We start from the raw sequence: 19279 nt of genomic DNA, 5'->3' as shown, positions 1-19279 counted from the left end.
GCCATCCGCGTGAACGGCTCGACGGGATCGGTACGATGCCGGCTCACCGCCGCCGGGGCGGAATCTGCGTTGCCGAGGGGACTCGCCGCCCACGATGCTGAGGCCATGAGGCACTCCGTATGCGGCTGAGGCTGCAGCAGTTCCGGCCCAGGATCGGGCCGCACGAACACCGTGTCGTCCAGCCGCGCCAGCCCCTCCGTCACACTTCCCTGCGCCCCCCCGAGCCCATCGGCCTGCTGCTCGGCGACCACGACGGGCTGAACCGGCTCGCGGGCCTGCTCTCCTTCGCCGCCTACTCCCGGCACACGATCGTCCATGTACCTCTGCGCGACGGCCTCCCGCCCGACGAGGGCGTTGGCGAACCGGTCGACCTCGTGGTGGCCCACCACACGCTCGGCCTACGCCCCAGCAAGTGGCCCGAGTTGCGGCGCAAGCTGGTGAACGGCACTTCGCTGACCGTCCGCACCGACGAGGCACGCACCGCCCGGGACGCCGCCGCCTGGCGAGAACACTGGGAGCGGCCCGACTCCCGGGACGGGCTGCGGCACGCCACCCACGCCCGAACCTTCTTCTTGTTCGGCAGCAGGGACGTCTTCGCAGAGACGGCTGCGTGCTTCGCCTACGCGGCGGGCTGGGGCCCGCAACACAAGCGTGTCGTCGAAGGACGCTCGGCGTTGATGACAGCGCTCCCGACGCTGGTCCAGGAACCCGGCGGCGGGCACCCCCTTGAGGTGCTGATCTGCTTCAAGTCGTATCCGCCCTACGCCCACTTCAGGCGCCCTGGCGCCGAGTCGCGCCTGGGCGCCGAGTGAATCGTCACCCTGCCCCCGGCTGAGCGCCCAATGCCCAGGCGACACCCCTGAGCAGTGCGTGCCGCCAGCCCGCCCGGTCGTGGCCCGACGCCGACCTTGAGATCCGTACGGTCGCGCCGGCCTGCTCGGTCAGGGCCTCGGCCAGCTCGCAGTGGGGCAGCATCCGCTTCTCGTGTTCCCCCACGTCGAACGCGATCCGTAGCCCGGACAGGTCGGGACGCTGTTCCCGCAGGCGCGCGGCGACGGCTCCGCCGACCGGTCCGCCCAGGGGGTCGGCCGAGGGATCGGCCGGGTCGATGGCGGCGGGCGTCCACCAGAACGACCCCGACTGGCAGGCGACACGGGAGACCAGATCCGGGAACTCCAGCGCCGCGTACATGGCGCTCAGTCCGCCAAGGCTCTGACCCGCGACCACCAACCGGTCCAGGTCGGCGGGTACTCCGGAGTCCCTCACCAGCGGCAGCAGCTCGTCCCGGACCGCTTCCCACAGTTCGGGCCTGCACGTGAACTCTGCGGCCCTGTCCTTGGCCGGGAGGAAGACGAGCGTGACCGGGGGCAACTCGCCACTGGCGACGGCCGAGTCGAACGCGGTCATGGCAGGGTGCAGGTACAGCCAGTCGTCCCCGTCGAGCAGCAGGACCACCGGTCCACCGCCCCCGGCCGGGTGGACGCGTACGGTACGGCGCCCGCCGAGCCGCTCACTGGCCCAGCGGATCCGGGTGCGGGGGAGGGGCAGGACGTCGGCGGCGCCGATGACGGGCCAGTGGGGCTGTGCCGGGGCGTCCGGGGTCGCCGCGATGGACCGGTCGGCGCCCGCACCGACCGGGTTGAGCGGGTCGGCGTACGCCGCGTCGCCCACGAGGAACTGGTACGTCACCCGCAGCCGCGCGGGCATGCGGACTTCGGCGTACCAGCAGTCAGTGTCGCCCCAGCGGCGCAGGGGTACCGAATCCGACCAGCTCTCGAAGCCGATGCTCGCCGCTTCGGCCCCGCGCCGGAGGAAGAGGGTCATCCAGCCGCCGTCGTCGGCGGGCACCGACGCGGGTGCCCCTGCCGCCGCCCAGAATTCGTCGGTGCCGGGTTTGCCGGGCATTCCGAACTCGGCGAAGGCGTTCTCCATGTCGGCCGTGACCGGGCGCATGAACGTCTCCTTGTGACGGGGAAGCGACGACGGCTAAGCTCCTGTCAATTAGGCCAGGCTAACCTAATGTTGCCGTTCCGAGGAGGCACTCACCATGAGCACCAACCCCTTCGACGACAGCGAAGGCCGTTTCCTGGTCCTTGTGAACGACGAGGGCCAGTACTCCCTTTGGCCTTCCTTCGCGGCGGTGCCCGGCGGGTGGAGGATCGTCGTCGACGAGAACACCCGGGAGGCGTGCCTGGAGTACATCGAGGCCCACTGGACCGACCTGCGCCCCCGGTCCCTCTCGGTGTCCATGGACGGCTGACCTCAATGCCTGAAGCCACCCCGCCTCACTCCGGGAGCTCAAGGCGGACTTCGTAGCCGCCGTCGGCCGTGGGTCCGGAGGTGATGGTGCCACCGAGGAGCTCGGCGCGCTGGCGCAGTCCGACCAGGCCGTGGCGGGAGCCGGGCAGGCCGAGCGGGGGCCGGGTGGGAGCGGTGTTGGTGACGGTGGCGTGCACGGTGCCGTCGGCGTGCTGGACGCGAATGGTCGTTCTGGCCCCTGGGGCATGTTTGCGCACATTGGTCAGCGCCTCCTGCACCGTACGGAACACGGCACGCTGGAGGGGCGGCGCCAGGCCGTCGGGCAGGTCGGTGTCCAACTTGGCATCGAGGCCGCTGTCGACCACCAGCCGTTGCAGATCGGCGAGGGACGGTTGCGGGGTGAGCTCCGTCGGGCGGCTCCCTGAGGCGCGCAGCACGCTCACCATGTGCCGCAGCTCGTCGAGAGTGCGCACGCTGAGCCGCCGGATCGCGGACGCCGTCTCCCGGGCCTCCGCGTCACGGCTGCGCATCTGCAGCGCCCCGGCCTGCACGGCGATCAGGCTGACCTGATGGGAGACCACGTCGTGCATCTCCCGGGCGAGCTGTGTGCGTTCCTTGGCCAGTACCGTCTGCGTGATGAGCTGCTGCTCACGCTCGCGCACCTTGGAGATCTCGGCCAGCCGAAGCGACAGGTCACGTCGGGCCTGGACGAGCTGGCCGAGGAAGACGGGTGCGACCGCTTCCGCCAGGCTGTAGCTGACCGTGATGAGGGTGGAAGAGGTGTCCGGAAGATCGGCGAACTCCGGTGACGGCCAGGACCAGACGGTGATGTTGCAAACGGTGAACACGGCGGCGCAGAACCCCAGCAAGGTGCGGTGGCGGCTGAGGGAGGCCAGCGTGTACAGCGCGGCCAGCGAGGCGAACACGGCGTCGGTGACCAGGACGCCGGGCAGCGTGAGGGCAAAGGTCGTCAGCGGCAGCCGACGGCGCAGCGTCAGTGCGAAGGCGCCGAGCAGCGCACAGGCCAGAGCCGGTCGCTCGTCGCCCTGAACATTGACCCAGACGTCCAGCAGCGACACTCCGACCAGAGCAACGTCGATCAGCGGGGCGGGCACGCGGCGTGATCTCATCAGCCCTCCCGTTCTCCCGGCTGCCGGAGCAGACCCGCGCGTTCGGCGAGCAGGGCGGCTTGGACCCGGCTGCCCACCTCCAGCTTGTTGAGCACGGTGCTCACGTGATCCTTGACCGTGCCGGTGCTCAGGTGCATCCGCAGGCCGATGTCGGCATTGGACAGTCCCTCGGCGATGAGGACCAGGACTCCGCGCTCGCGCTCGGTCAGCCGGGTGACCGCCTGGACGGCGGGTTCCAGGTGGCTGTGGTCCAGATAGCCGTCCACGACGGTGCGGGTGACCGAGGACGACAGCACGGCACCGCCGTCGGCCAATGTGTGCACCAGATGGGGCAGCTGCTGGGGATCGGTGTCCTTGAGCAGGAAGCCGGCGGCCCCAGAACGCAGCGCTGCCGCCACGTACTCGTCCATGTCGAAAGTCGTGAGCATGGCCACCACCGGTGGATCCGGCAGTCGACGCAGATCGGCCAGAACGGTGAGACCGTCGACGTCCGGCATGCGGATGTCGAGCAGCACCACATCGGGACGTGACTGCCGAACGGCGTGGACGGCCTGTCCGCCGGGGACGGCCGCCACGACCTCGATGTCGTCCGCGCTGTTCAGAATGTGCTGGAAGCCCGTACGGATCAGGGCTTCGTCGTCGACCACCAGTACCCGGATCACTTGTGTTCCACCCCGTCGTCGGACCGACGCCGGATTCCCACGACGTCCTGCGCGACTTTTAGGTTACTTTGAGGCGTTTACCGGCACATAGCGGGGGAAGTACCGCCGATCGGCGGGGTGGCTCCGGACGATCGACGGGTGCCATGCGGCACGTGCGCTGCGGATGCTGAGGCACATGACCGGCAACGCATCCTCGGCCCTACCGTCGACGGTGAAACCCGCCCTGGGGCCCGGTCCTCCCGCGGCCGCCCCTGCCCGGGCGCCGTCGGCCGGCCGGCTGATCGGCATCGACCTCGCCCGCGGACTCGCGGTCTTCGGCATGTACGCGACCCACGTCGGCCCCGATCCGTCGGTCGGCGGGCCAGTGGGCTTCCTGTTGGAGCTGGCGCGCGGCCGTTCCTCCGCCCTGTTCGCCGTGCTCGCCGGATTCACCCTCGTCATCATCAGCGGCCGCCCGACCCCACGGACCGGGCGCGCCGGGCGGCAAGCGGCCGGCCGGGTCGTCATCCGGGGCATCGTCCTGATAGCGCTGGGCTTCGCACTGACCGCCCTGGACACCTCGGTCGCCGTGATCCTCTCCTTCTACGGGCTGATCTTCCTCACCGTGCTCCCGCTGTACCGGCTGCGGGCCACGACGCTCGCGGTGATCGCCGCCGCGGGAGCCCTCGTGCTGCCCCAGGTGCTGTACGTCATTCAGCAGTCGATCTACGACGGAACCTGGTCGGACACGGTCATCGCCTGGGATCCACTTGCCCGGATCGGCGACTCGGACGGATTCGTGGAGCTGCTGTTCACCGGCGAGTACCCGGTCCTCACCTGGGCATCGTTCATGATCGCCGGCATGGCGCTGGCCCGGCTCGACCTCATCGATGCCAAGGTCCGCACCCGCCTCGCGCTCACCGGCGGCGCGCTCGTCGTGGCCGGCTACGGCGGCTCCTGGCTGGCCCTGCACCTCGTAGCGCGGGCCCGTACCGTCATCACCGGCGCCACGGACGGGGGTTCGGCATCCTCTGCCTGGTGGTCCGACAGCGTCGGTGACATCACGGACAGCACCCCGCCGGAGTGGCTGCTGGTGGCCGCACCGCACAGCCAGACGACCTTCTCCATCCTCGGCAACACCGGTGTCGCCCTCGCCATCGTGGCGGCCTGCGTCACCGCCGTGCACCGAACACCGCACGTCATGCGCCTGTTGCGACCTGCCGCAGCGGTGGGCATGGTGTCGCTCAGCGCCTACGTGCTGCACATCGTCGCTCTTCGTATCTTCGGCAGTGAGGACGACTCGATGTCCGTTCTGCTGGTGCTGTCCGGCTACATCGCAGGCGCCACGGTGTTCGCCATGCTCTGGACCCGCCTGTTCCGCCGGGGCCCGCTGGAGTACCTCCTGCACATGGCGACCCGGCCGGCCCGCCGCATCAGGTGACGACGTGCGCCAACGCGATGGGCGGGCTGGTGAGTTGAGCCGCGGATACGGCGCTGCGACGACTTGAGGAGAATTGAAACGCGGCGCCCCGCTGGGAACGGGGCGCCCATGCCGCCGGTGGGCTCAGAGGATGAAGACGCTCTGGGCTGTTTCCGTGTGGTACGTCTCGCCCGGGTAGACCAGCCACTCGACCGGCCCGGAGCAGTCCGGTCCGGAGTGGACCTCGGCGATGGCGTCGGTGTAGTTGTCCACCGAGGACGGGTACCGATCGATGGCGTAGCAGCCACTCGGGTTTTCGTATGCGTTGCCGTTGAGTACCAGGACGCCTTCCGCCGCGTACGCCGATCCCGGCACCGTGACCGCCAAGGTCGCGGCGGCCGCCAGCGCCCCCAGGGCCACGGCCATGCGTCGTCGCATCATGTTGAGGTCCCCTCGTAGAGCGGACCGCGCATGATGCGACCCGCCGAGGTCACTCAAGGTATTGGATCGAGTGCTGTACGTATTCAGCGTGCGGAGGCAACCTCTCCGTCGCAGGAGTGCGCCGCCAGGCTTCGGTTGTGACCAAAGCTGGGTTTGCGTCGGGGGCGATGTCGGTCGGGTAGGGCTCCGGGGTGAGGCGCGCGCAACTCACGGGCGGAGAGTCGGAGTTCATCGGACGTCCTGCCCCAGCCGCTCCCTCCGTGAAATTGACCCTTATGAGAAGTTTATGGATTTGGGGATCCGTCCGCGTCCCGGCGTCGAATCAAGTGCATGGATGGTTCCGGCCACAGCCCGCGTCGTTCGCACTCGGTAGCGACCCGAAACCGGTATGCAACGCCGGCCGGTCAGTGCCGGTCGGTGCTTCCTCGGCGGCTTCCAAGGAGCTGAGATGGTGGACAAGCCGGTGGAAATGTTGCCCACCGCTCGGGAGGAGACCACGGTCCTCCTGGACGGTGGCGGTGAACCGACCGCAATCGAGAGAACCCTCGCCGCGGTGCTGGCCGGGGTCGTACGGACCGAACAGGTACCGGTCGACGGTCACTTCTTCAATGACCTCGGTGCCGACTCCCTGGTGATGGCGCACTTCTGCGCGCGCGTCAGGAAGCGGGCGGATCTGCCGTCGGTGTCGATGAAGGACGTCTATCGGCACCCGACGATCAGGAGCCTGGCGACGGCGCTCGTGGATGCCCCGCCCGTTCCCCGGGCGGAGCCGGCGGCCGCGACCCCGGCGGCGGAGCCGGTCCCACCCCCGGCCCAGTCCCCGCCGAGCAGGCGCCAGTACGTCCTGTGCGGCGCCCTGCAACTTCTCGCCTTCCTCGGATACGTCTATCTCCTCGCCCTCGGCACCGCCCGAGGCTACGAGTGGATCTCCGCCGGATCGGGTGCGCTCGACGTGTACCTGCGGTCGGTCCTGTTCGGCGGGGTGGTCTTCCTGGCCCTGTGTGTCCTTCCCGTCCTGGCGAAATGGACCCTGGTCGGCCGGTGGAAGCCCCACCACATCCCCGTCTGGAGCCTTGCGTACGTCCGCTTCTGGATCGTCAAGACGCTGGTGCGGTCGGATCCGATGGTGCTGTTCAGCGGCTCCCCGCTCTACCTGTTCTACCTCAGGGCACTGGGCGCGAAGGTCGGGCGGGGCGCCGTGGTCCTGTCCCGGAACGTGCCCGTATGCACCGACCTGCTCACCATCGGCGACGGCACGGTCATCCGCAAGGACTCGTTCTTCTCCTGCTACCGGGCGCACGCCGGACTCATCCAGCCGGGCCCGGTCACCCTCGGCCGGAACGTGCTGGTCAGTGAGGCCACGGTGCTCGACATCGGCACATCGCTCGGCGACGGGGCGCAGCTCGGGCACGCCTCCTCGCTGCACCGCGGGCAGGCGGTGCCCGAAGGCGAGCACTGGCACGGGTCCCCGGCACAGCGGACCGACGTGGACTACCAGGTGGTGGGGCAGCTGCGCTGCGGTGCGGTGCGCAGAGCCACACACAGCGTTGTGCAACTGCTGCTCGCGCTGGTCGTGTACGTACCCCTGGCGGTCGGCGGCGCGGCCGCACTGCTCGTCGAGGTCCCGCAGCTCAGCACGGCTCTGGAGCCGGGGCCCGCGGTCTTCTCCGACGGGACGTTCTACCTCGAGGCCCTGGCGATGTCCTTCGTGCTCGTCTTCGGCGCCGTGCCCGCAGGTCTCCTCGTCCTGACCGCCGTTCCCCGTCTGCTCAGCCTGGCCATCACACCGGGCAGGACCTACCGTCTCTACAGCTTCCACTTCGAGGTGCACCGGACCATCACGCTCCTGACCAACTGGAAGTTCCTGAAGCGCCTGTTCGGTGACAGCTCCGCGATCGTCCACTACCTGCGAGGCCTCGGGTACGACCTGTCCCGCGTCCAGCAGACCGGGTCGAACTTCGGCACGGAGATGAAGCACGAGACGCCGTATCTCAGCTCCGTCGGGCGCGGCACGATGATCGCGGACGGCCTGTCGATGATGAATGCCGACTTCTCCAGTACCGCGTTCCGCGTGTCCCACGTGTCGATCGGGCCGCGCAACTTCCTCGGCAACAGGATCGCGTACCCCACACGCGGCAGGACCGGCGACAACTGTCTCCTGGCGACGAAGGTGATGGTGCCGGTCGACGGGGAGGTCCGCGAGGGCGTCGGGCTGCTGGGCTCGCCCAGCTTCGAGATTCCGCGTTCGGTCCTGCGGGACAGCACCTTCGACCGGCTCAAGGGCCGTACGGAGCTGCGGCGCGGCCTTGCCGCGAAGAACAGGCACAACGTGGGCACCATGGCGTGGTACCTGCTGACGCGTTGGGTCTATGTCTTCGCCCTCACCCTGCTCGTCACCTTCGCCGCGGAGCTGTACGGGCCGCTCGGCGTGGCGGGGATCATGCTGGCCGACATCCTGGCCGTGCTGTTCACCATCGCGTACTTCGTGCTCGTCGAACGCGTCGTCACAGCGGTCCGTCCCCTGAGGCCGCTGTTCTGCTCGATCTACACCCCGGACTTCTGGCAGCACGAGCGCTACTGGAAGGTGCCGTCGGAGACCTACCTGAAGATGCTCAACGGCACCCCGTTCAAGAACGTCGTCTGGCGGTTGCTGGGGGTGCGGCTCGGCCGCATGGTCTTCGACGACGGCTGCTTTCTGACGGAACGGGCCATGGCCGCCATCGGGGACGGCTGCACGCTCAACCTGGGCAGCGTGGTCCAGTGCCACTCGCAGGAGGACGGCGCCTTCAAGTCCGACCGGATCACGATCGGCTCCGGATGCACCCTCGGGGTCGGCGCCTTCGTGCACTACGGCGTGACGGTCGGCGACGGCGCGGTGCTCGGCCCCGACTCCTTCCTGATGAAGGGAGAGGTGGTCCCACAGGAGGCCTGGTGGGGCGGGAATCCGGCAAGGCCCATCCGCCCGGACAGCGAGGGCGAGGGGAGGCTGGCTCCATGACATCCGTGACATCCATGACCGCGACCGCTGAGGCCGGCCGGGAGTTCTGGCAGGGCGTGCTCACCGCCGGTGGGGTCACCACGGTCCCCCGGTGGACCCTCGACCCGGTAGCCGGCGTCGCCGAGCACGAGACGACGCTGCCCGGCGAACTGACGGACGCGTTGAGCCGCCTGGCGGACGAGCTGGCGGTCCCCCTCCGCTCGGTGTTGCTGGCCGCGCACGCCAAGGTGCTGGCCGCTCTGTCCGGCGAGTACGAGGTCACGACCGGCTACATCGCCGTATCGGCCGGGCGGCCGCTGCCGTGCCGACTGGCCGCCGAACCCGACTCGTGGCGGATGCTGGTGCTTCACGCCCACCGGGCCGAGTCGGAACTGCTGCTGCACAAGGACTTCCCCGTCGAGGCCCTCCGGCGTGAGTTGGGCCTGCCCGGACCGTCCAGCGAGGCCGTGTTCGATCCGATCGGCGACGGCGGCGCACTCGCCGAGAATGCCGTACTGCGGCTGGAGATCCCGCGACGCGGCGATCGGCGCACACTGCGGCTGCGGTACCGGACCGACGCGCTCGACGCGGGCTGCGCCGCGAGGATCGTGGGCTACCACCTCACCGCACTCACGCTGATCGCCGCCGATCCGGACGCCGCGCACGACCGGCAGAGCCTGCTCTCCGCCGAGGAACGCCGCTTCCAGCTCGAAGGACTCGCCGGACCCCGGCGGGAACTGCCCGACCGGCGCTTCCACGAGCTGTTCGAACAACGCGTCAGGACGCACCCGGACGCCGTGGCGGCCGTATGCGGCGACCGGCGGTGGACCTACCGGGAACTCAACGCGCGGGCCAACCGGCTGGGGCGGGCCCTGCTGGCGCGAGGGCTGGGCAGGGAAGGCGTCGTCGCGGTGGTGACGGAGCGGAACCTGGACTGGGCGGCCGCCGTCCTCGCGGTCTTCAAGAGCGGTGGGGCGTATCTGCCCGTCGAGCCGCACTTCCCGGCCGAGCGCATCGCGAACATGCTCACGCGTGCCGGGTGCCGGCTCGTGCTGACCGAGCCGGGCAGCACCACGATGCTCGACCGGGCCCTCGACACGCTGCCCGCGGTCCAGGCGCTCTCCGTCGACGCGGCCTACGCGGAGGGCCACCCGGACTCCGACCTCGGCGTCGGCGTCGCGCAAGACCAGCTCGCCTACATCTACTTCACGTCGGGCTCCACCGGCGAGCCCAAGGGAGCCATGTGCGAGCACGCGGGCATGCTCAACCACCTCTACGCCAAGATCGACGACCTGAGGATCGGGGAGCGGCAGGTGGTCGCCCAGACCGCGCCCCAGTGCTTCGACATCTCCCTGTGGCAACTGGTCTCCGCACTTCTGACCGGTGGGCGGACCCTGCTCGTCGAACAGGACGCGATCCTGGACGTCCCGCGGTTCGTCGACACGATCGCCCGCGGCGGGGTCAACGTGCTCCAGGTCGTGCCGTCGTACCTCGACGCCGTCCTGTCCTACCTGGAGCGGCAGCCACGCGCGCTGCCGGATCTGCGGTGCGTGTCGGTCACCGGCGAGGCGCTGAAAGGGGAGCTCGTACAGCGCTGGTTCGCGGCCGAGCCCGGTGTCGGGCTGGTCAACGCGTACGGCCTGACCGAGACTTCGGACGACACCAACCACGAGGTGATGGGCCGGGCGCCGGACAACGGACGGATCTCGCTCGGCTCGCCCATCGGCAACGTGCACATCTACGTCGTGGACGAGTACCTGTCACCGGTGCCGCTCGGCGCCCCAGGTGCGATCGTCTTCTCCGGGGTCTGCGTCGGCCGTGGCTATGTCAACGACCCCGAGCGCACCCGGCAGTCCTTCATGGCGGATCCGCATCACACGGGCCGACGGCTCTACCGGGGCGGCGACTACGGCCGCTGGACGCCCGGGGGCAAGATGGAGTTCCTCGGCCGCCAGGACACCCAGGTCAAGATCCGCGGATTCCGGATCGAGATCGGCGAGGTCGAGAGCGCCATGCTGCGGGCACCGGGTGTCCGCGACGGCGCGGTGGTGCCCGTCGAGGGGGCCGGCCAGGGCGGGCGCCTGGTGGCCTTCTACTCCGGTCGGAGCCCGCTTGAGGACGGCGTCCTCAGGGACAGGCTGGGCCGGTCGCTGCCCGCGTACATGGTCCCCTCGGAGTTCCACTGGCAGGAGAACCTGCCGGTCACCGCCAACGGCAAGGTCGACAGGAAATCGCTGACCGCGCTCGCCGCACAGTTCGGTGCAGTGGCGCAGAACGTCGGACCCGAAGGCAGCGAACCGGACCTGGCCGAGGAGGGCCGCGACACGCCCCGGACGCCGACCGAACGGCGGCTGGCCGCCTTGTGGGCTCAGGTGCTCGACATACCGGAGCACACGATCCGCCGGCACGACCACTTCTTCGACCGGGGCGGCACCTCTCTCGCGGCGGTGCGGCTCGCGATCGCCCTGGACCGTGCGGTGGACATCAAGGACCTCACGCGCCACCCGGTCCTGGCCGACCTGGCCCGTGTCGTCAACGGCAGATCCCGAGCGGCCGCGCCCTCGGCCTCCGCGGCCGGCGTCGGCCCCGGCCCCCCGGCTTCCTCCTGAACCGCGACCGAAAGGAGACCGAGATGTCGTCCTCGCTCCCCGTGTCGACGCTCGACGCCGACCTGCAGCCCGGCAAACCCCCGATCCTGCGCGCCGACTCCAGCGGTGACGCGGCGAGTTGGGCCGCCGAGCACCGGGACGCGGTGCGCGCCATCGTCGCCGAGCACGGTTCGGTCCTGGTCCGCGGCCTCGGGCTCGGCGACCAGGCAGAGACCGCGGGCGTCTTCCGGCGGCTGGCCGCCGGTCTGATGACCGAGAAGGAGGCTTTCGCACCCCGGCGCACCTACGCCGACGGCGTGTACTCCTCGTCGAAGTGGCCGCCGCACCAGCCGATGTGCATGCACCATGAGCTCAGTTACACCCTGGAATTCCCCGGCCTCATGATGTTCGCCTGCCTCAGTGCCCCCGACGTCGGCGGGGCGACCGCGCTGGCCGACGCACCGACCGTGCTGAACGCGCTGCCCACCGAACTCGTCGAGCGGTTCCTGACGGAGGGCTGGCTGCTCACCCGCAACTACAACGAGGAGATCGGGGCGTCCTTGGCCGATGCCTTCGGCAGCGAGGACCGCGGTGCGGTCGAGAACCACTGCCGGGCGGCCGCCATCGAGTTCGAGTGGCAGCCCGACGGCGGACTGCGGACCTGGCAGCGCCGCAGCGCCGTAGTGCGGCACCCGATCACGGGCCGGCCATGCTGGTTCAACCAGATCGCGTTCCTCAACGAGTGGACGCTGGCCCCCGAGATACGTGAGTACCTGGTGGACGTCTACGGCGCCGACGGGCTGCCGTTCAACACCCGCTACGGGGACGGCGCACCGATCGGCGAGGACACCGTGCAGCTGCTGAACGAGGTCTATCAGTCCCATACCGTGCGCGAGCCATGGCAGTCCGGCGACCTGATGCTCGTCGACAACGTCCGCACCGCCCACAGCAGGGAGCCGTACGAGGGGCCGCGCGAGGTGCTCGTCGCGATGACGGACGCGGTGCGCCTGGCCGACTGCTCGCCGACCGTGGAGGTGATCACCGCATGACCACCACCCATTCGACCACCTGGGAGTCCGCACCCTCCGGGCAGGTCGCCGTGCCACCGTTCGCGGTCGTGTCCGGCGGCCAGGTCCAGCAGGCGCTGCAGGGGCGCGAGAAGCAGATCGTGGAGGTGGTCGAGGACACCTATCGGCTGCACAGCGCCGGTGATTCGGTGAACCCGCCGTCCCACTTCCTGCGCTTCCCCGACCGCCCGTCGTCCCGGATCATCGCCCTGCCCGCCTCGATCGGTGGGGACGCCGGGGTGGACGGCCTGAAGTGGATCTCCAGCTTCCCGCAGAACGTGGCGGCCGGGATCCCCAGGGCCTCGGCGGTGCTCATCCTCAACGACCGCCACACCGGCTACCCGTTCGCCTGCATGGAAGCCTCGATCATCAGTGCCACGAGGACGGCCGCGTCGGCGGCACTGGCGGCGGACACGCTCAGCCGCGGCCGACGGCGCCCGACGCGCATCGGATTCGTCGGGACGGGCCTGATCGCCCGCTACATCCACACCTTCCTGGCCGGTACCGGCTGGTCGTTCGACGCCATCGGCGTACACGACGTGTCCGCCGAGAGCGCGGCCGGTTTCCGCTGCTACCTGGAACAGTCCGGCGCCACCGGCTGGATCGCCGTGCACGACAGCCCAGAGGAGCTGATCCGCCAGAGCGACCTGGTCGTCTTCGCCACGGTCGCCGCCCGGCCGCACGTCCGCGATCCGTCGTGGTTCGCGCACCATCCGCTCGTGCTGCACGTGTCGCTGCGCGACCTGGCTCCGGAGGTCGTGCTCGCCTCGGACAACATCGTCGACGACATCGAGCACTGTCTGCGGGCGGAGACCTCCGTCCACCTGACCGAACGGCTCACGGGCAACCGCGACTTCCTGATGGGCACGCTGGCGGACGTGATGGCCGCCCGCGTGACTCCGTCGGCGGAGCGGACGGTGGTGTTCTCGCCGTTCGGACTCGGGGTGCTCGATCTGGCAGTCGGCAAGTACGTCTACGACGAGGTGGTCGGCTCCGGAGAGCTGCACGTCGTCGACGGCTTCTTCCATGAGCTGCGCCGGTACGGATGAAGACCATCCGGCCGGGCCGTCTTTTCAATCCGCGGAGGCCATCGTGTCAGTCATATCCGCTCCCTACACCTTCAACGAGGAGGATCTCTACGTCGACCTCCAGTCGATACTGGGGCGCAGGCTTTTCCTGAAGTGCGAGGGCTTCAACTTCGCCGGCTCGATCAAGCTGAAGCCCGCCACCGAGATGGTGGAGGCCGCCGAGCAGGTTGGAGTCCTGACTCCGCAGTCGGTCCTGCTCGAGTCCTCTTCGGGGAACATGGGCGTAGCCCTCAGCATGATCGCGGCGAGCAAGGGCTACCGGTTCCTGTGCGTGACGGACTCCCGCTGCAACCTGTCCACCCGGCTGGTGATGGAGGCCCTGGGAGCCCAGGTGCACGTGGTCACCGAGCCGAGCGCCCACGGCGGCTTCCTCCGTGCGCGGCTCGAGTACTGCCGCGCGCTGTCCGACCTCGACGACCGGTATGTGTGGCTCAGCCAGTACACCAACCCGGGCAACTGGAGAGCGCACTACCTCAGGACGGGGCCGGCGATCGCCCGTTCGTTCCCGGGACTGGACGTACTGTTCGTCGGAGCCGGCACCACCGGGACACTGATGGGCTGCGCCCGCTATTTCCGGCAGTGGCACCGGCGGGTCCTCATCGTCGCGGTGGACACCGCCGGCTCGGTGACCTTCGGCGACACCCCGCGCCGCCGCATGCTTCCCGGCCTGGGCATGAGCGTCAGCCCGCCGCTGCTCGACGACTCCTACGTCGACGAGGCGGTGCACGTCGAGGAGGCGGACACCATCCGCGCCTGTCACCACCTGGCCCGACGCGGCTTCCTCTTCGGCGGCTCCACCGGCACCGTCGTCAGCGGCGCCATGCGCTGGCTGGCCGCGCACGACTCGGCCGGCCTCACCGCCGTGGCCATCGCCCCGGACCTGGGAGAGCGTTACCTCGAGACCGTTTACCAGGCCAACTGGGTCCAGGGCCTCTACGGCGAGGACGTGCTCCGCCCGGGCGACTCGGCCAGCACCGACTCCGAGGCCGCCCGCACCGCACCGCCGGTGCCCGCGCCTGGGCCTTGGATGCACCACCGCCACCAGGAGGACGAATCCTGGGCCGGGGACACCACGACCGTAAGCCCGAGCCGGCCGTCACCGGGATCATGGACATCCGAATCCGCCCCCCTGCGGGATGCGGACGACGGCCGGGCCTCGGACACTGTGGAAGAGGGCGGGTGACACCCACCATGACGGATTGGGGCAGACACACAGGCGGGAGAGGGTGTGGCGAAGCGGCAGGCGCCCGGTGCCGGGCACATCGGCACATCCGAGACGGACCGGCTCTTGCTGTCCGTCGCTGCCGGCAGTCAGGACGCCTTCAGTCGGCTGTACGACGCGGCCGTCGGCCCGGTCTACGGCATCGCGTGCCGGGTCCTGCAAGACCCGGCCCGCGCCGAAGAGGTCGCGCAGGAGGTCATGCTCGAGGTCTGGCAGAGCGCCCCGCGCTATCGGCCCGAGAGCGGGCACGCCATGACCTGGATGATGACCATCGCCCACCATCGCGCCGTGGACAGCGTCCGCACCCTGCGGAGGTCCGCTGAACGCGAGCGCGCCGTCTCCCAGCAGGAGTCGACTCTCGCCTTCGACGACGTCGTGGAGACCGTGGAGTCGCTCGGAGAACGCGAACAAGTCCGCTCCTGTCTGAAGGAGCTCACCGCCGAGCTGCGGCAACCGGTAGTGCTCGCGTACTACCAGGGCCTGACCCATACGGAGATCGCTGCGGCGCTGTCCCTGCCGCTCGGCACCGTCAAAGGCCGTCTGCGCAGGGCACTGACCCGCCTGCGGCAATGCCTGGGAGCTCCGCCGTGATCACAGTCGACCCACACGACCTCGCGGGGGCCTATGCGGTGGACGCCCTCACCCAGGAGGAGCGGGAGGCGTTCCGGCGGCACCTCGCGGACTGCCCTGACTGCGCGCGTGAGATCGCACGTCAGCAGGAGGCGGCGGCCTGGCTCGCCCTCGCTGCCGCCCGTACCCCGCCACCGGGGTTGAAAGAACGTGTCCTCGCCGAGGTGGCGCGGACCTCCCAGATTCCGGTGACGCCCCCCGGGCGGGCCGATGAGGGCCGCAACCGACGATCCACGTCACGTCTGCTGCAGCTCGCGCTGGCCGCCAGTGTGGCCGCGGCCGCCGCGCTCGGCGGTCTGGCGGCCTGGCAGCACCAGGAGGAGCGGCAGACACGCCAGGAAGCCGCGACCAATGCCTCCGACATCGCTCGGCTCATCGCGGCCCCCGACACCACATTCGTCAGGAAGGGCGTGGCCTACGGCGGCTCCGGCACCGTCGCGGTTTCACGCCACCTGGACCAGGCCGCCTACTTCTGCCAGGACCTGGCTGCCCTGCCCCCGAACAAGACCTACCAGTTGTGGTACGTCGCCGCCGGGGACGAAGTCCGCTCCGCCGGGCTCATCCCGGGCAAGGCCGCTCTCCAAGCGGTGTCCCTGCCCCCGCCCGGCGCCGCGGCCTCCCTTGCCATCACAGTCGAACCAAGCGCAGGCTCCCCCGAACCCACCTCCAAGCCCCTCGCCACGTGGCTCCTCCCCACGTCCTGATCCCTCCGTACGACTCAGGACGTCTTCGCAGCGGACCGCTTCGTGCTCCTGTTTCTGCCGGTGCCCGTGCTGCTGCGCCGTGGCTTTGCGGGAGCGGTCTTCCGCGTCGTGGCCTTCTCCGTGTCTCCGGCCGTCTGCGACGGCTCTGTCCGGGTCTGCACGGTCGCCCACTTGAACTCGATCTCCAGCTCGATCTCCCCATTGCCGATCTCGACCTCGATCTCGCTGCGAAGGTCGTCGGGGATCCGCAAGCTCAGTGTTCCGGCGCCGAGTTTGAACTCGGCCTCGTCACCTTCCCTCAGCGCATCCGCGAGTGCTGTGAGCTGGTCAGCCGCCTCAAGGCGTGACAGCGAGCGCTTCTGCTCGAACTTGAGGTCCTTCATGGGGGCGCCTCCGCGTTCGGCCGGTCGGGCTACTTCCAATCTCGGCCCACCGGGATCACTCCGCACCTCGGCGTGAGCACCTCCCGTGCGCGAGGCAGGAGGCGGTTCTAGGGTTGATGGAGAGAACCAAACTCACCAGGAGGGCATGCGACATGTCCACTGCATCTCAAACCCCTGTCCTGGACACACTTGCCGCCATGACGGTCGACTCGATCGAGCGATGCGGCATGCCTCCGGACATGCTCATGCTCACTCGGATCGCGGCTCTCGCCGCCTCGGACGCCCCGCCGATCTCGTACGTGGCGCACATCGACCCCGCCCTCAAGGCCGGCATGACCGCCGACCAGCTGCAGGACGTCCTGGTCGCCATCGCGCCCATCGTGGGCACGGCCCGCGTCATGACGGCGGCGGGCAACATCGCCACGGCGCTCGGCATCGCCATCGCCGTCGCCGATGCCGAGATCCAGGCCCAGAGCTGACGGCAAGGTGCGGCTCACGCAGCCGAGTTGAGAGCGGGAACGACCTTCCTACATCTCACCCACCTGCGCCGACACCTCACCCAAGGCCTCGCGGGCGGCTTCCAGCGCCGCCACCCGGTCGGCCGGCACCAGCCCGATGCGGGTCCGCCGGTCGAGCAGGTCGGACTCGTCGAGGGCGCCTTCGTGGCGTACGGCCCACAGGAGTTCGGCGGCGGTGACGGGATGTCCCGGAAGCACGGGCTCGCCCAGCCTGGAATCGCGTGTGCCCAGCGCCTGGATCGCCGGTGCCTCGGTGCCGTAGCGCTGGACCAGACGGCGCGGCGCCCTCAGGGAGCCCAGCGCGTCGGGTGACGCGGCACCGACGAGGGGGAGGGAGGCGGTGGGGGAGGGCCCGGCCGTGAGGCGGTGGGCGGCGACAGCGGTGTCCACGGCGTCCTGCGCCATCCGGCGGTAGGTCGTGAGCTTGCCGCCGACCACCGTGATCACGCCCTCGGACGAGGTGAGGACCGCGTGTCGGCGCGAGATGTCGGAGGTCCGCGGCGCCCCGCCGGAGCTCGCCGTCGACGTGGTGTCGAGCAGGGGGCGCAGGCCCGCGAACGCGCCGACGACGTCCTCGCGTCGGACGGGGACGTCCAGGACGGAGCCGAGGACGTCGAGCAGGAAGCCGATGTCCGTCTCGGGCACCTCGGGGACGTCGGGGATGTCTCCCTCGACGGGCTCGTCGGTGAGGCCGACGTAGACCCGGCCGTCGCCCTGGGGCAGGACCAGGACGAAGCGGTTGGTCTCGCCCGGGACCGGGACGTGCAGTCCCGCGGGCAGCGGGCCCAGGTGCTCGGAGCGCAGGACGAGATGAGTGCCGCGCGAGGGGCGGATCCGGATGCCGTCCACCAGGCCGCCCGCCCAGACGCCGGAGGCGTTGATCACGACGCGGGCCCTGATCTCGCCCTCCTCGCCGGTGAGTCCGTCGCGTATCCGGGCGCCGGACGCGGTCAGTTCCAGCGCCTTGACGCGGGTCAGGATCCGCGCGCCCTGCGCGGCCGCGGTGCGGGCGATCGCCGTCACCAGGCGGGCGTCGTCGGTGAGCCGGCCGTCCCAGGACAGCAGACCGCCGCGCAGGCCCTGGGTGCGCAGGGCGGGGGCGAGATGCCGGGTCTCCACCATGGAGAGGCGGCGCGGCGCGGGCAGGGTGGCGCGGGCCGTGCGGGCCGCCAGGCGCAGGGCGTCACCGGCTCGGAACCCGGCCCGGGCAAGGGTCGACTGGGCACGCGAGACGAGGGGCGTCAGGGGCAGCACGAAGGGCTGGGCCCGCACCAGATGCGGTGCCGTGCGCTCCATCAGCACCCCGCGTTCGACGGCGCTCTCATGCGCCACGTCCAGCTGCGCCGAGGCGAGATAGCGCAGCCCGCCGTGGATGAGCTTGCTGCTGAAGCGCGAGGTGCCGAACGCCAGGTCGTGGGCGTCGATCGCGGCCACCGTCAGCCCCCGGGCGGCGGCGTCCAGTGCGGCTCCGGCGCCCGTCGCGCCCAGCCCGACGACCAGGACGTCCACGGCCGGACCCCCGACGGTCTCGGCCAGTTCGCGCGAGCGCCGGGCCGCGGACAGCGACGATCCGGGAACCGGGGGAGTGGCAGGGGTCATGGCGTGAGGGTCCTCTCCAGGATGCTGCGCAGTTCCGCCAGGAAGGCCTCACTGCTCAGGTCGGCGTCGTCCTCGTCGGTCATGGTCCGCAGGGACAGGGTGAAGGACTGCACGATCAGCAGCAGGGCCCGCGCCTGCCGTTCGACATGCGCGTGACGTACGGATCCGTCCTCGTGCCCCTCCCGCAGGGCTTCGGTGAGCAGGGCGAGGAGGGCCTGCTGACTCGCGCCGCGGCGGTCGAGGACGTACGGGAGCAGCAGTTCCGGATCGACGTCGATGATCTTCATGAAGAGCGGATGGACACGGAAGGCCGCCACACCGGCCACCAGCCCGTCGACGATCAGTGCGCGCGTGGCCGTGCCGGGCCGCCGTTCGGGCATGGCGCCGGTGGCGACCGCGACCCACTCGCGGGTCATCAAGTCACCCACCAGAGAGCGCACATCGGGCCAGCGGCGGTACAGCGTCATCCGGGAGACACCCGCGCGGCGGGCCACGTCGGTCAGCGTCGTACGGCGGACTCCGACGGCCAGGACACAGTCGCGCACCGCGTCCAGCACCGCGTCACTGTCCGAGTGGTTGTGACGAATAGGCGTCATGTGTCACAGTGTAACG

The 19279-nt window shown here is 70.2% G+C and carries 18 protein-coding genes; 11 read left to right on the top strand and 7 right to left on the bottom strand.

Annotated elements, in window-relative coordinates; genetic code table 11:
- The first annotated feature begins 119 nt into the window (after positions 1 to 119).
- Positions 120 to 812, top strand: coding sequence for a hypothetical protein (locus ACFQ6S_RS08355; RefSeq protein WP_383405071.1), 693 nt, complete (start codon positions 120 to 122; stop codon positions 810 to 812).
- A 4-nt stretch (positions 813 to 816) separates the two neighbouring features.
- Here the strand turns inward: ACFQ6S_RS08355 and ACFQ6S_RS08350 are convergent, their stop codons facing one another.
- A complete protein-coding gene (locus ACFQ6S_RS08350; RefSeq protein WP_383405069.1) occupies positions 817 to 1953 on the bottom strand; it encodes an alpha/beta hydrolase-fold protein in 1137 nt (378 codons plus the stop codon).
- A gap of 94 nt (positions 1954 to 2047) precedes the next feature.
- Between ACFQ6S_RS08350 and ACFQ6S_RS08345 the strand changes: the two genes are divergently transcribed.
- Positions 2048 to 2260, top strand: coding sequence for an MbtH family protein (locus tag ACFQ6S_RS08345; protein WP_383405067.1), 213 nt, complete (start codon positions 2048 to 2050; stop codon positions 2258 to 2260).
- A gap of 25 nt (positions 2261 to 2285) precedes the next feature.
- Here ACFQ6S_RS08345 and ACFQ6S_RS08340 read toward each other — a convergent pair whose 3' ends face one another.
- Together ACFQ6S_RS08340 and ACFQ6S_RS08335 are read right to left on the bottom strand one after the other, a co-directional pair.
- Positions 2286 to 3389 carry a sensor histidine kinase gene (locus tag ACFQ6S_RS08340; RefSeq protein WP_383405065.1) on the bottom strand — a complete coding sequence of 368 codons (1104 nt, stop codon included), beginning with the start codon at positions 3387 to 3389 and terminating at the stop codon, positions 2286 to 2288.
- A complete protein-coding gene (locus ACFQ6S_RS08335; RefSeq protein ID WP_383405063.1) occupies positions 3389 to 4051 on the bottom strand; it encodes a response regulator in 663 nt (220 codons plus the stop codon). Before ACFQ6S_RS08335 ends, ACFQ6S_RS08340 begins: the two co-directional genes overlap by 1 nt.
- Before the next feature lie 175 nt (positions 4052 to 4226).
- Between ACFQ6S_RS08335 and ACFQ6S_RS08330 the strand changes: the two genes are divergently transcribed.
- Complete coding sequence (locus tag ACFQ6S_RS08330; protein ID WP_383405061.1) at positions 4227 to 5471, top strand: DUF418 domain-containing protein; 1245 nt, start codon at positions 4227 to 4229, stop codon at positions 5469 to 5471.
- A gap of 123 nt (positions 5472 to 5594) precedes the next feature.
- On the opposite strand, the gene ACFQ6S_RS08325 is transcribed toward ACFQ6S_RS08330, so the two are convergent.
- The gene (locus ACFQ6S_RS08325) at positions 5595 to 5891 is read right to left on the bottom strand and encodes a hypothetical protein (protein ID WP_383405059.1); all 297 of its coding nucleotides are present in this window, start codon (positions 5889 to 5891) and stop codon (positions 5595 to 5597) included.
- 448 nt (positions 5892 to 6339) lie between these two features.
- Between ACFQ6S_RS08325 and ACFQ6S_RS08320 the strand changes: the two genes are divergently transcribed.
- From ACFQ6S_RS08320 to ACFQ6S_RS08290, 7 genes are read left to right on the top strand one after another with little or no spacing between them, the layout of a single operon-like run.
- Positions 6340 to 8889, top strand: coding sequence for a Pls/PosA family non-ribosomal peptide synthetase (locus tag ACFQ6S_RS08320; RefSeq protein ID WP_383405057.1), 2550 nt, complete (start codon positions 6340 to 6342; stop codon positions 8887 to 8889).
- Positions 8886 to 11477, top strand: coding sequence for an amino acid adenylation domain-containing protein (locus ACFQ6S_RS08315; RefSeq protein WP_383405055.1), 2592 nt, complete (start codon positions 8886 to 8888; stop codon positions 11475 to 11477). The genes ACFQ6S_RS08320 and ACFQ6S_RS08315 overlap by 4 nt, the downstream gene beginning before the upstream one ends.
- Before the next feature lie 23 nt (positions 11478 to 11500).
- Positions 11501 to 12505, top strand: a complete 1005-nt coding sequence (locus ACFQ6S_RS08310) for a TauD/TfdA family dioxygenase (protein WP_383405053.1) — start codon at positions 11501 to 11503, stop codon at positions 12503 to 12505.
- Positions 12502 to 13572 carry a 2,3-diaminopropionate biosynthesis protein SbnB gene (gene sbnB, locus ACFQ6S_RS08305; RefSeq protein WP_383405051.1) on the top strand — a complete coding sequence of 357 codons (1071 nt, stop codon included), beginning with the start codon at positions 12502 to 12504 and terminating at the stop codon, positions 13570 to 13572. The genes ACFQ6S_RS08310 and sbnB overlap by 4 nt, the downstream gene beginning before the upstream one ends.
- A 43-nt stretch (positions 13573 to 13615) precedes the next feature.
- Positions 13616 to 14794, top strand: a complete 1179-nt coding sequence (gene sbnA, locus ACFQ6S_RS08300) for a 2,3-diaminopropionate biosynthesis protein SbnA (protein ID WP_383405049.1) — start codon at positions 13616 to 13618, stop codon at positions 14792 to 14794.
- Between the two features lie 45 nt (positions 14795 to 14839).
- Positions 14840 to 15424 carry an ECF RNA polymerase sigma factor SigK gene (sigK, locus tag ACFQ6S_RS08295; RefSeq protein WP_383405047.1) on the top strand — a complete coding sequence of 195 codons (585 nt, stop codon included), beginning with the start codon at positions 14840 to 14842 and terminating at the stop codon, positions 15422 to 15424.
- Complete coding sequence (locus ACFQ6S_RS08290; protein WP_383405045.1) at positions 15421 to 16167, top strand: anti-sigma factor domain-containing protein; 747 nt, start codon at positions 15421 to 15423, stop codon at positions 16165 to 16167. Before sigK ends, ACFQ6S_RS08290 begins: the two co-directional genes overlap by 4 nt.
- Before the next feature lie 14 nt (positions 16168 to 16181).
- On the opposite strand, the gene ACFQ6S_RS08285 is transcribed toward ACFQ6S_RS08290, so the two are convergent.
- Positions 16182 to 16550 (bottom strand): amphi-Trp domain-containing protein, encoded by a 369-nt coding sequence (locus tag ACFQ6S_RS08285; protein ID WP_383405043.1) that lies wholly within the window; start codon positions 16548 to 16550, stop codon positions 16182 to 16184.
- Between the two features lie 152 nt (positions 16551 to 16702).
- On the opposite strand from ACFQ6S_RS08285, the gene ACFQ6S_RS08280 reads away from it, so the two are divergent.
- Positions 16703 to 17029: a carboxymuconolactone decarboxylase family protein gene (locus ACFQ6S_RS08280; protein WP_383405041.1), complete on the top strand. Its 327-nt coding sequence runs from the start codon at positions 16703 to 16705 to the stop codon at positions 17027 to 17029.
- A gap of 48 nt (positions 17030 to 17077) precedes the next feature.
- Here the strand turns inward: ACFQ6S_RS08280 and ACFQ6S_RS08275 are convergent, their stop codons facing one another.
- Together ACFQ6S_RS08275 and ACFQ6S_RS08270 are read right to left on the bottom strand one after the other, a co-directional pair.
- On the bottom strand, positions 17078 to 18667 hold the full coding sequence (locus tag ACFQ6S_RS08275; RefSeq protein ID WP_383405040.1) for a glycerol-3-phosphate dehydrogenase/oxidase: 1590 nt from the start codon (positions 18665 to 18667) through the stop codon (positions 17078 to 17080).
- A complete protein-coding gene (locus ACFQ6S_RS08270) occupies positions 18664 to 19263 on the bottom strand; it encodes a TetR/AcrR family transcriptional regulator (RefSeq protein ID WP_383405038.1) in 600 nt (199 codons plus the stop codon). Before ACFQ6S_RS08270 ends, ACFQ6S_RS08275 begins: the two co-directional genes overlap by 4 nt.
- Between the last annotated feature and the right edge of the window lie 16 nt (positions 19264 to 19279).

Origin of the sequence: Streptomyces sp. NPDC056479 (assembly GCF_042795335.1) — a bacterium.
Classification (GTDB): Bacteria; Actinomycetota; Actinomycetes; order Streptomycetales; family Streptomycetaceae; genus Streptomyces.
Note: the sequence above shows the minus strand (reverse complement) of the source record. Positions and strands in the feature narration are given on the sequence as shown.

Bases quoted from the DNA above. Each gene is read 5' to 3' on its own strand.
- ACFQ6S_RS08310 (WP_383405053.1), top strand. From the start codon at position 11,501: ATGTCGTCCTCGCTCCCCGTGTCGACGCTCGACGCCGACCTGCAGCCC.
- ACFQ6S_RS08320 (WP_383405057.1), top strand. From the start codon at position 6,340: ATGGTGGACAAGCCGGTGGAAATGTTGCCCACCGCTCGGGAGGAGACC.
- ACFQ6S_RS08345 (WP_383405067.1), top strand. From the start codon at position 2,048: ATGAGCACCAACCCCTTCGACGACAGCGAAGGCCGTTTCCTGGTCCTT.
- ACFQ6S_RS08330 (WP_383405061.1), top strand. From the start codon at position 4,227: ATGACCGGCAACGCATCCTCGGCCCTACCGTCGACGGTGAAACCCGCC.
- ACFQ6S_RS08340 (WP_383405065.1), bottom strand. From the start codon at position 3,389: ATGAGATCACGCCGCGTGCCCGCCCCGCTGATCGACGTTGCTCTGGTC.
- ACFQ6S_RS08350 (WP_383405069.1), bottom strand. From the start codon at position 1,953: ATGCGCCCGGTCACGGCCGACATGGAGAACGCCTTCGCCGAGTTCGGA.
- ACFQ6S_RS08325 (WP_383405059.1), bottom strand. From the start codon at position 5,891: ATGATGCGACGACGCATGGCCGTGGCCCTGGGGGCGCTGGCGGCCGCC.
- ACFQ6S_RS08285 (WP_383405043.1), bottom strand. From the start codon at position 16,550: ATGAAGGACCTCAAGTTCGAGCAGAAGCGCTCGCTGTCACGCCTTGAG.
- ACFQ6S_RS08355 (WP_383405071.1), top strand. From the start codon at position 120: ATGCGGCTGAGGCTGCAGCAGTTCCGGCCCAGGATCGGGCCGCACGAA.
- ACFQ6S_RS08275 (WP_383405040.1), bottom strand. From the start codon at position 18,667: ATGACCCCTGCCACTCCCCCGGTTCCCGGATCGTCGCTGTCCGCGGCC.
- ACFQ6S_RS08270 (WP_383405038.1), bottom strand. From the start codon at position 19,263: ATGACGCCTATTCGTCACAACCACTCGGACAGTGACGCGGTGCTGGAC.
- sbnB (WP_383405051.1), top strand. From the start codon at position 12,502: ATGACCACCACCCATTCGACCACCTGGGAGTCCGCACCCTCCGGGCAG.
- ACFQ6S_RS08280 (WP_383405041.1), top strand. From the start codon at position 16,703: ATGTCCACTGCATCTCAAACCCCTGTCCTGGACACACTTGCCGCCATG.
- ACFQ6S_RS08315 (WP_383405055.1), top strand. From the start codon at position 8,886: ATGACATCCGTGACATCCATGACCGCGACCGCTGAGGCCGGCCGGGAG.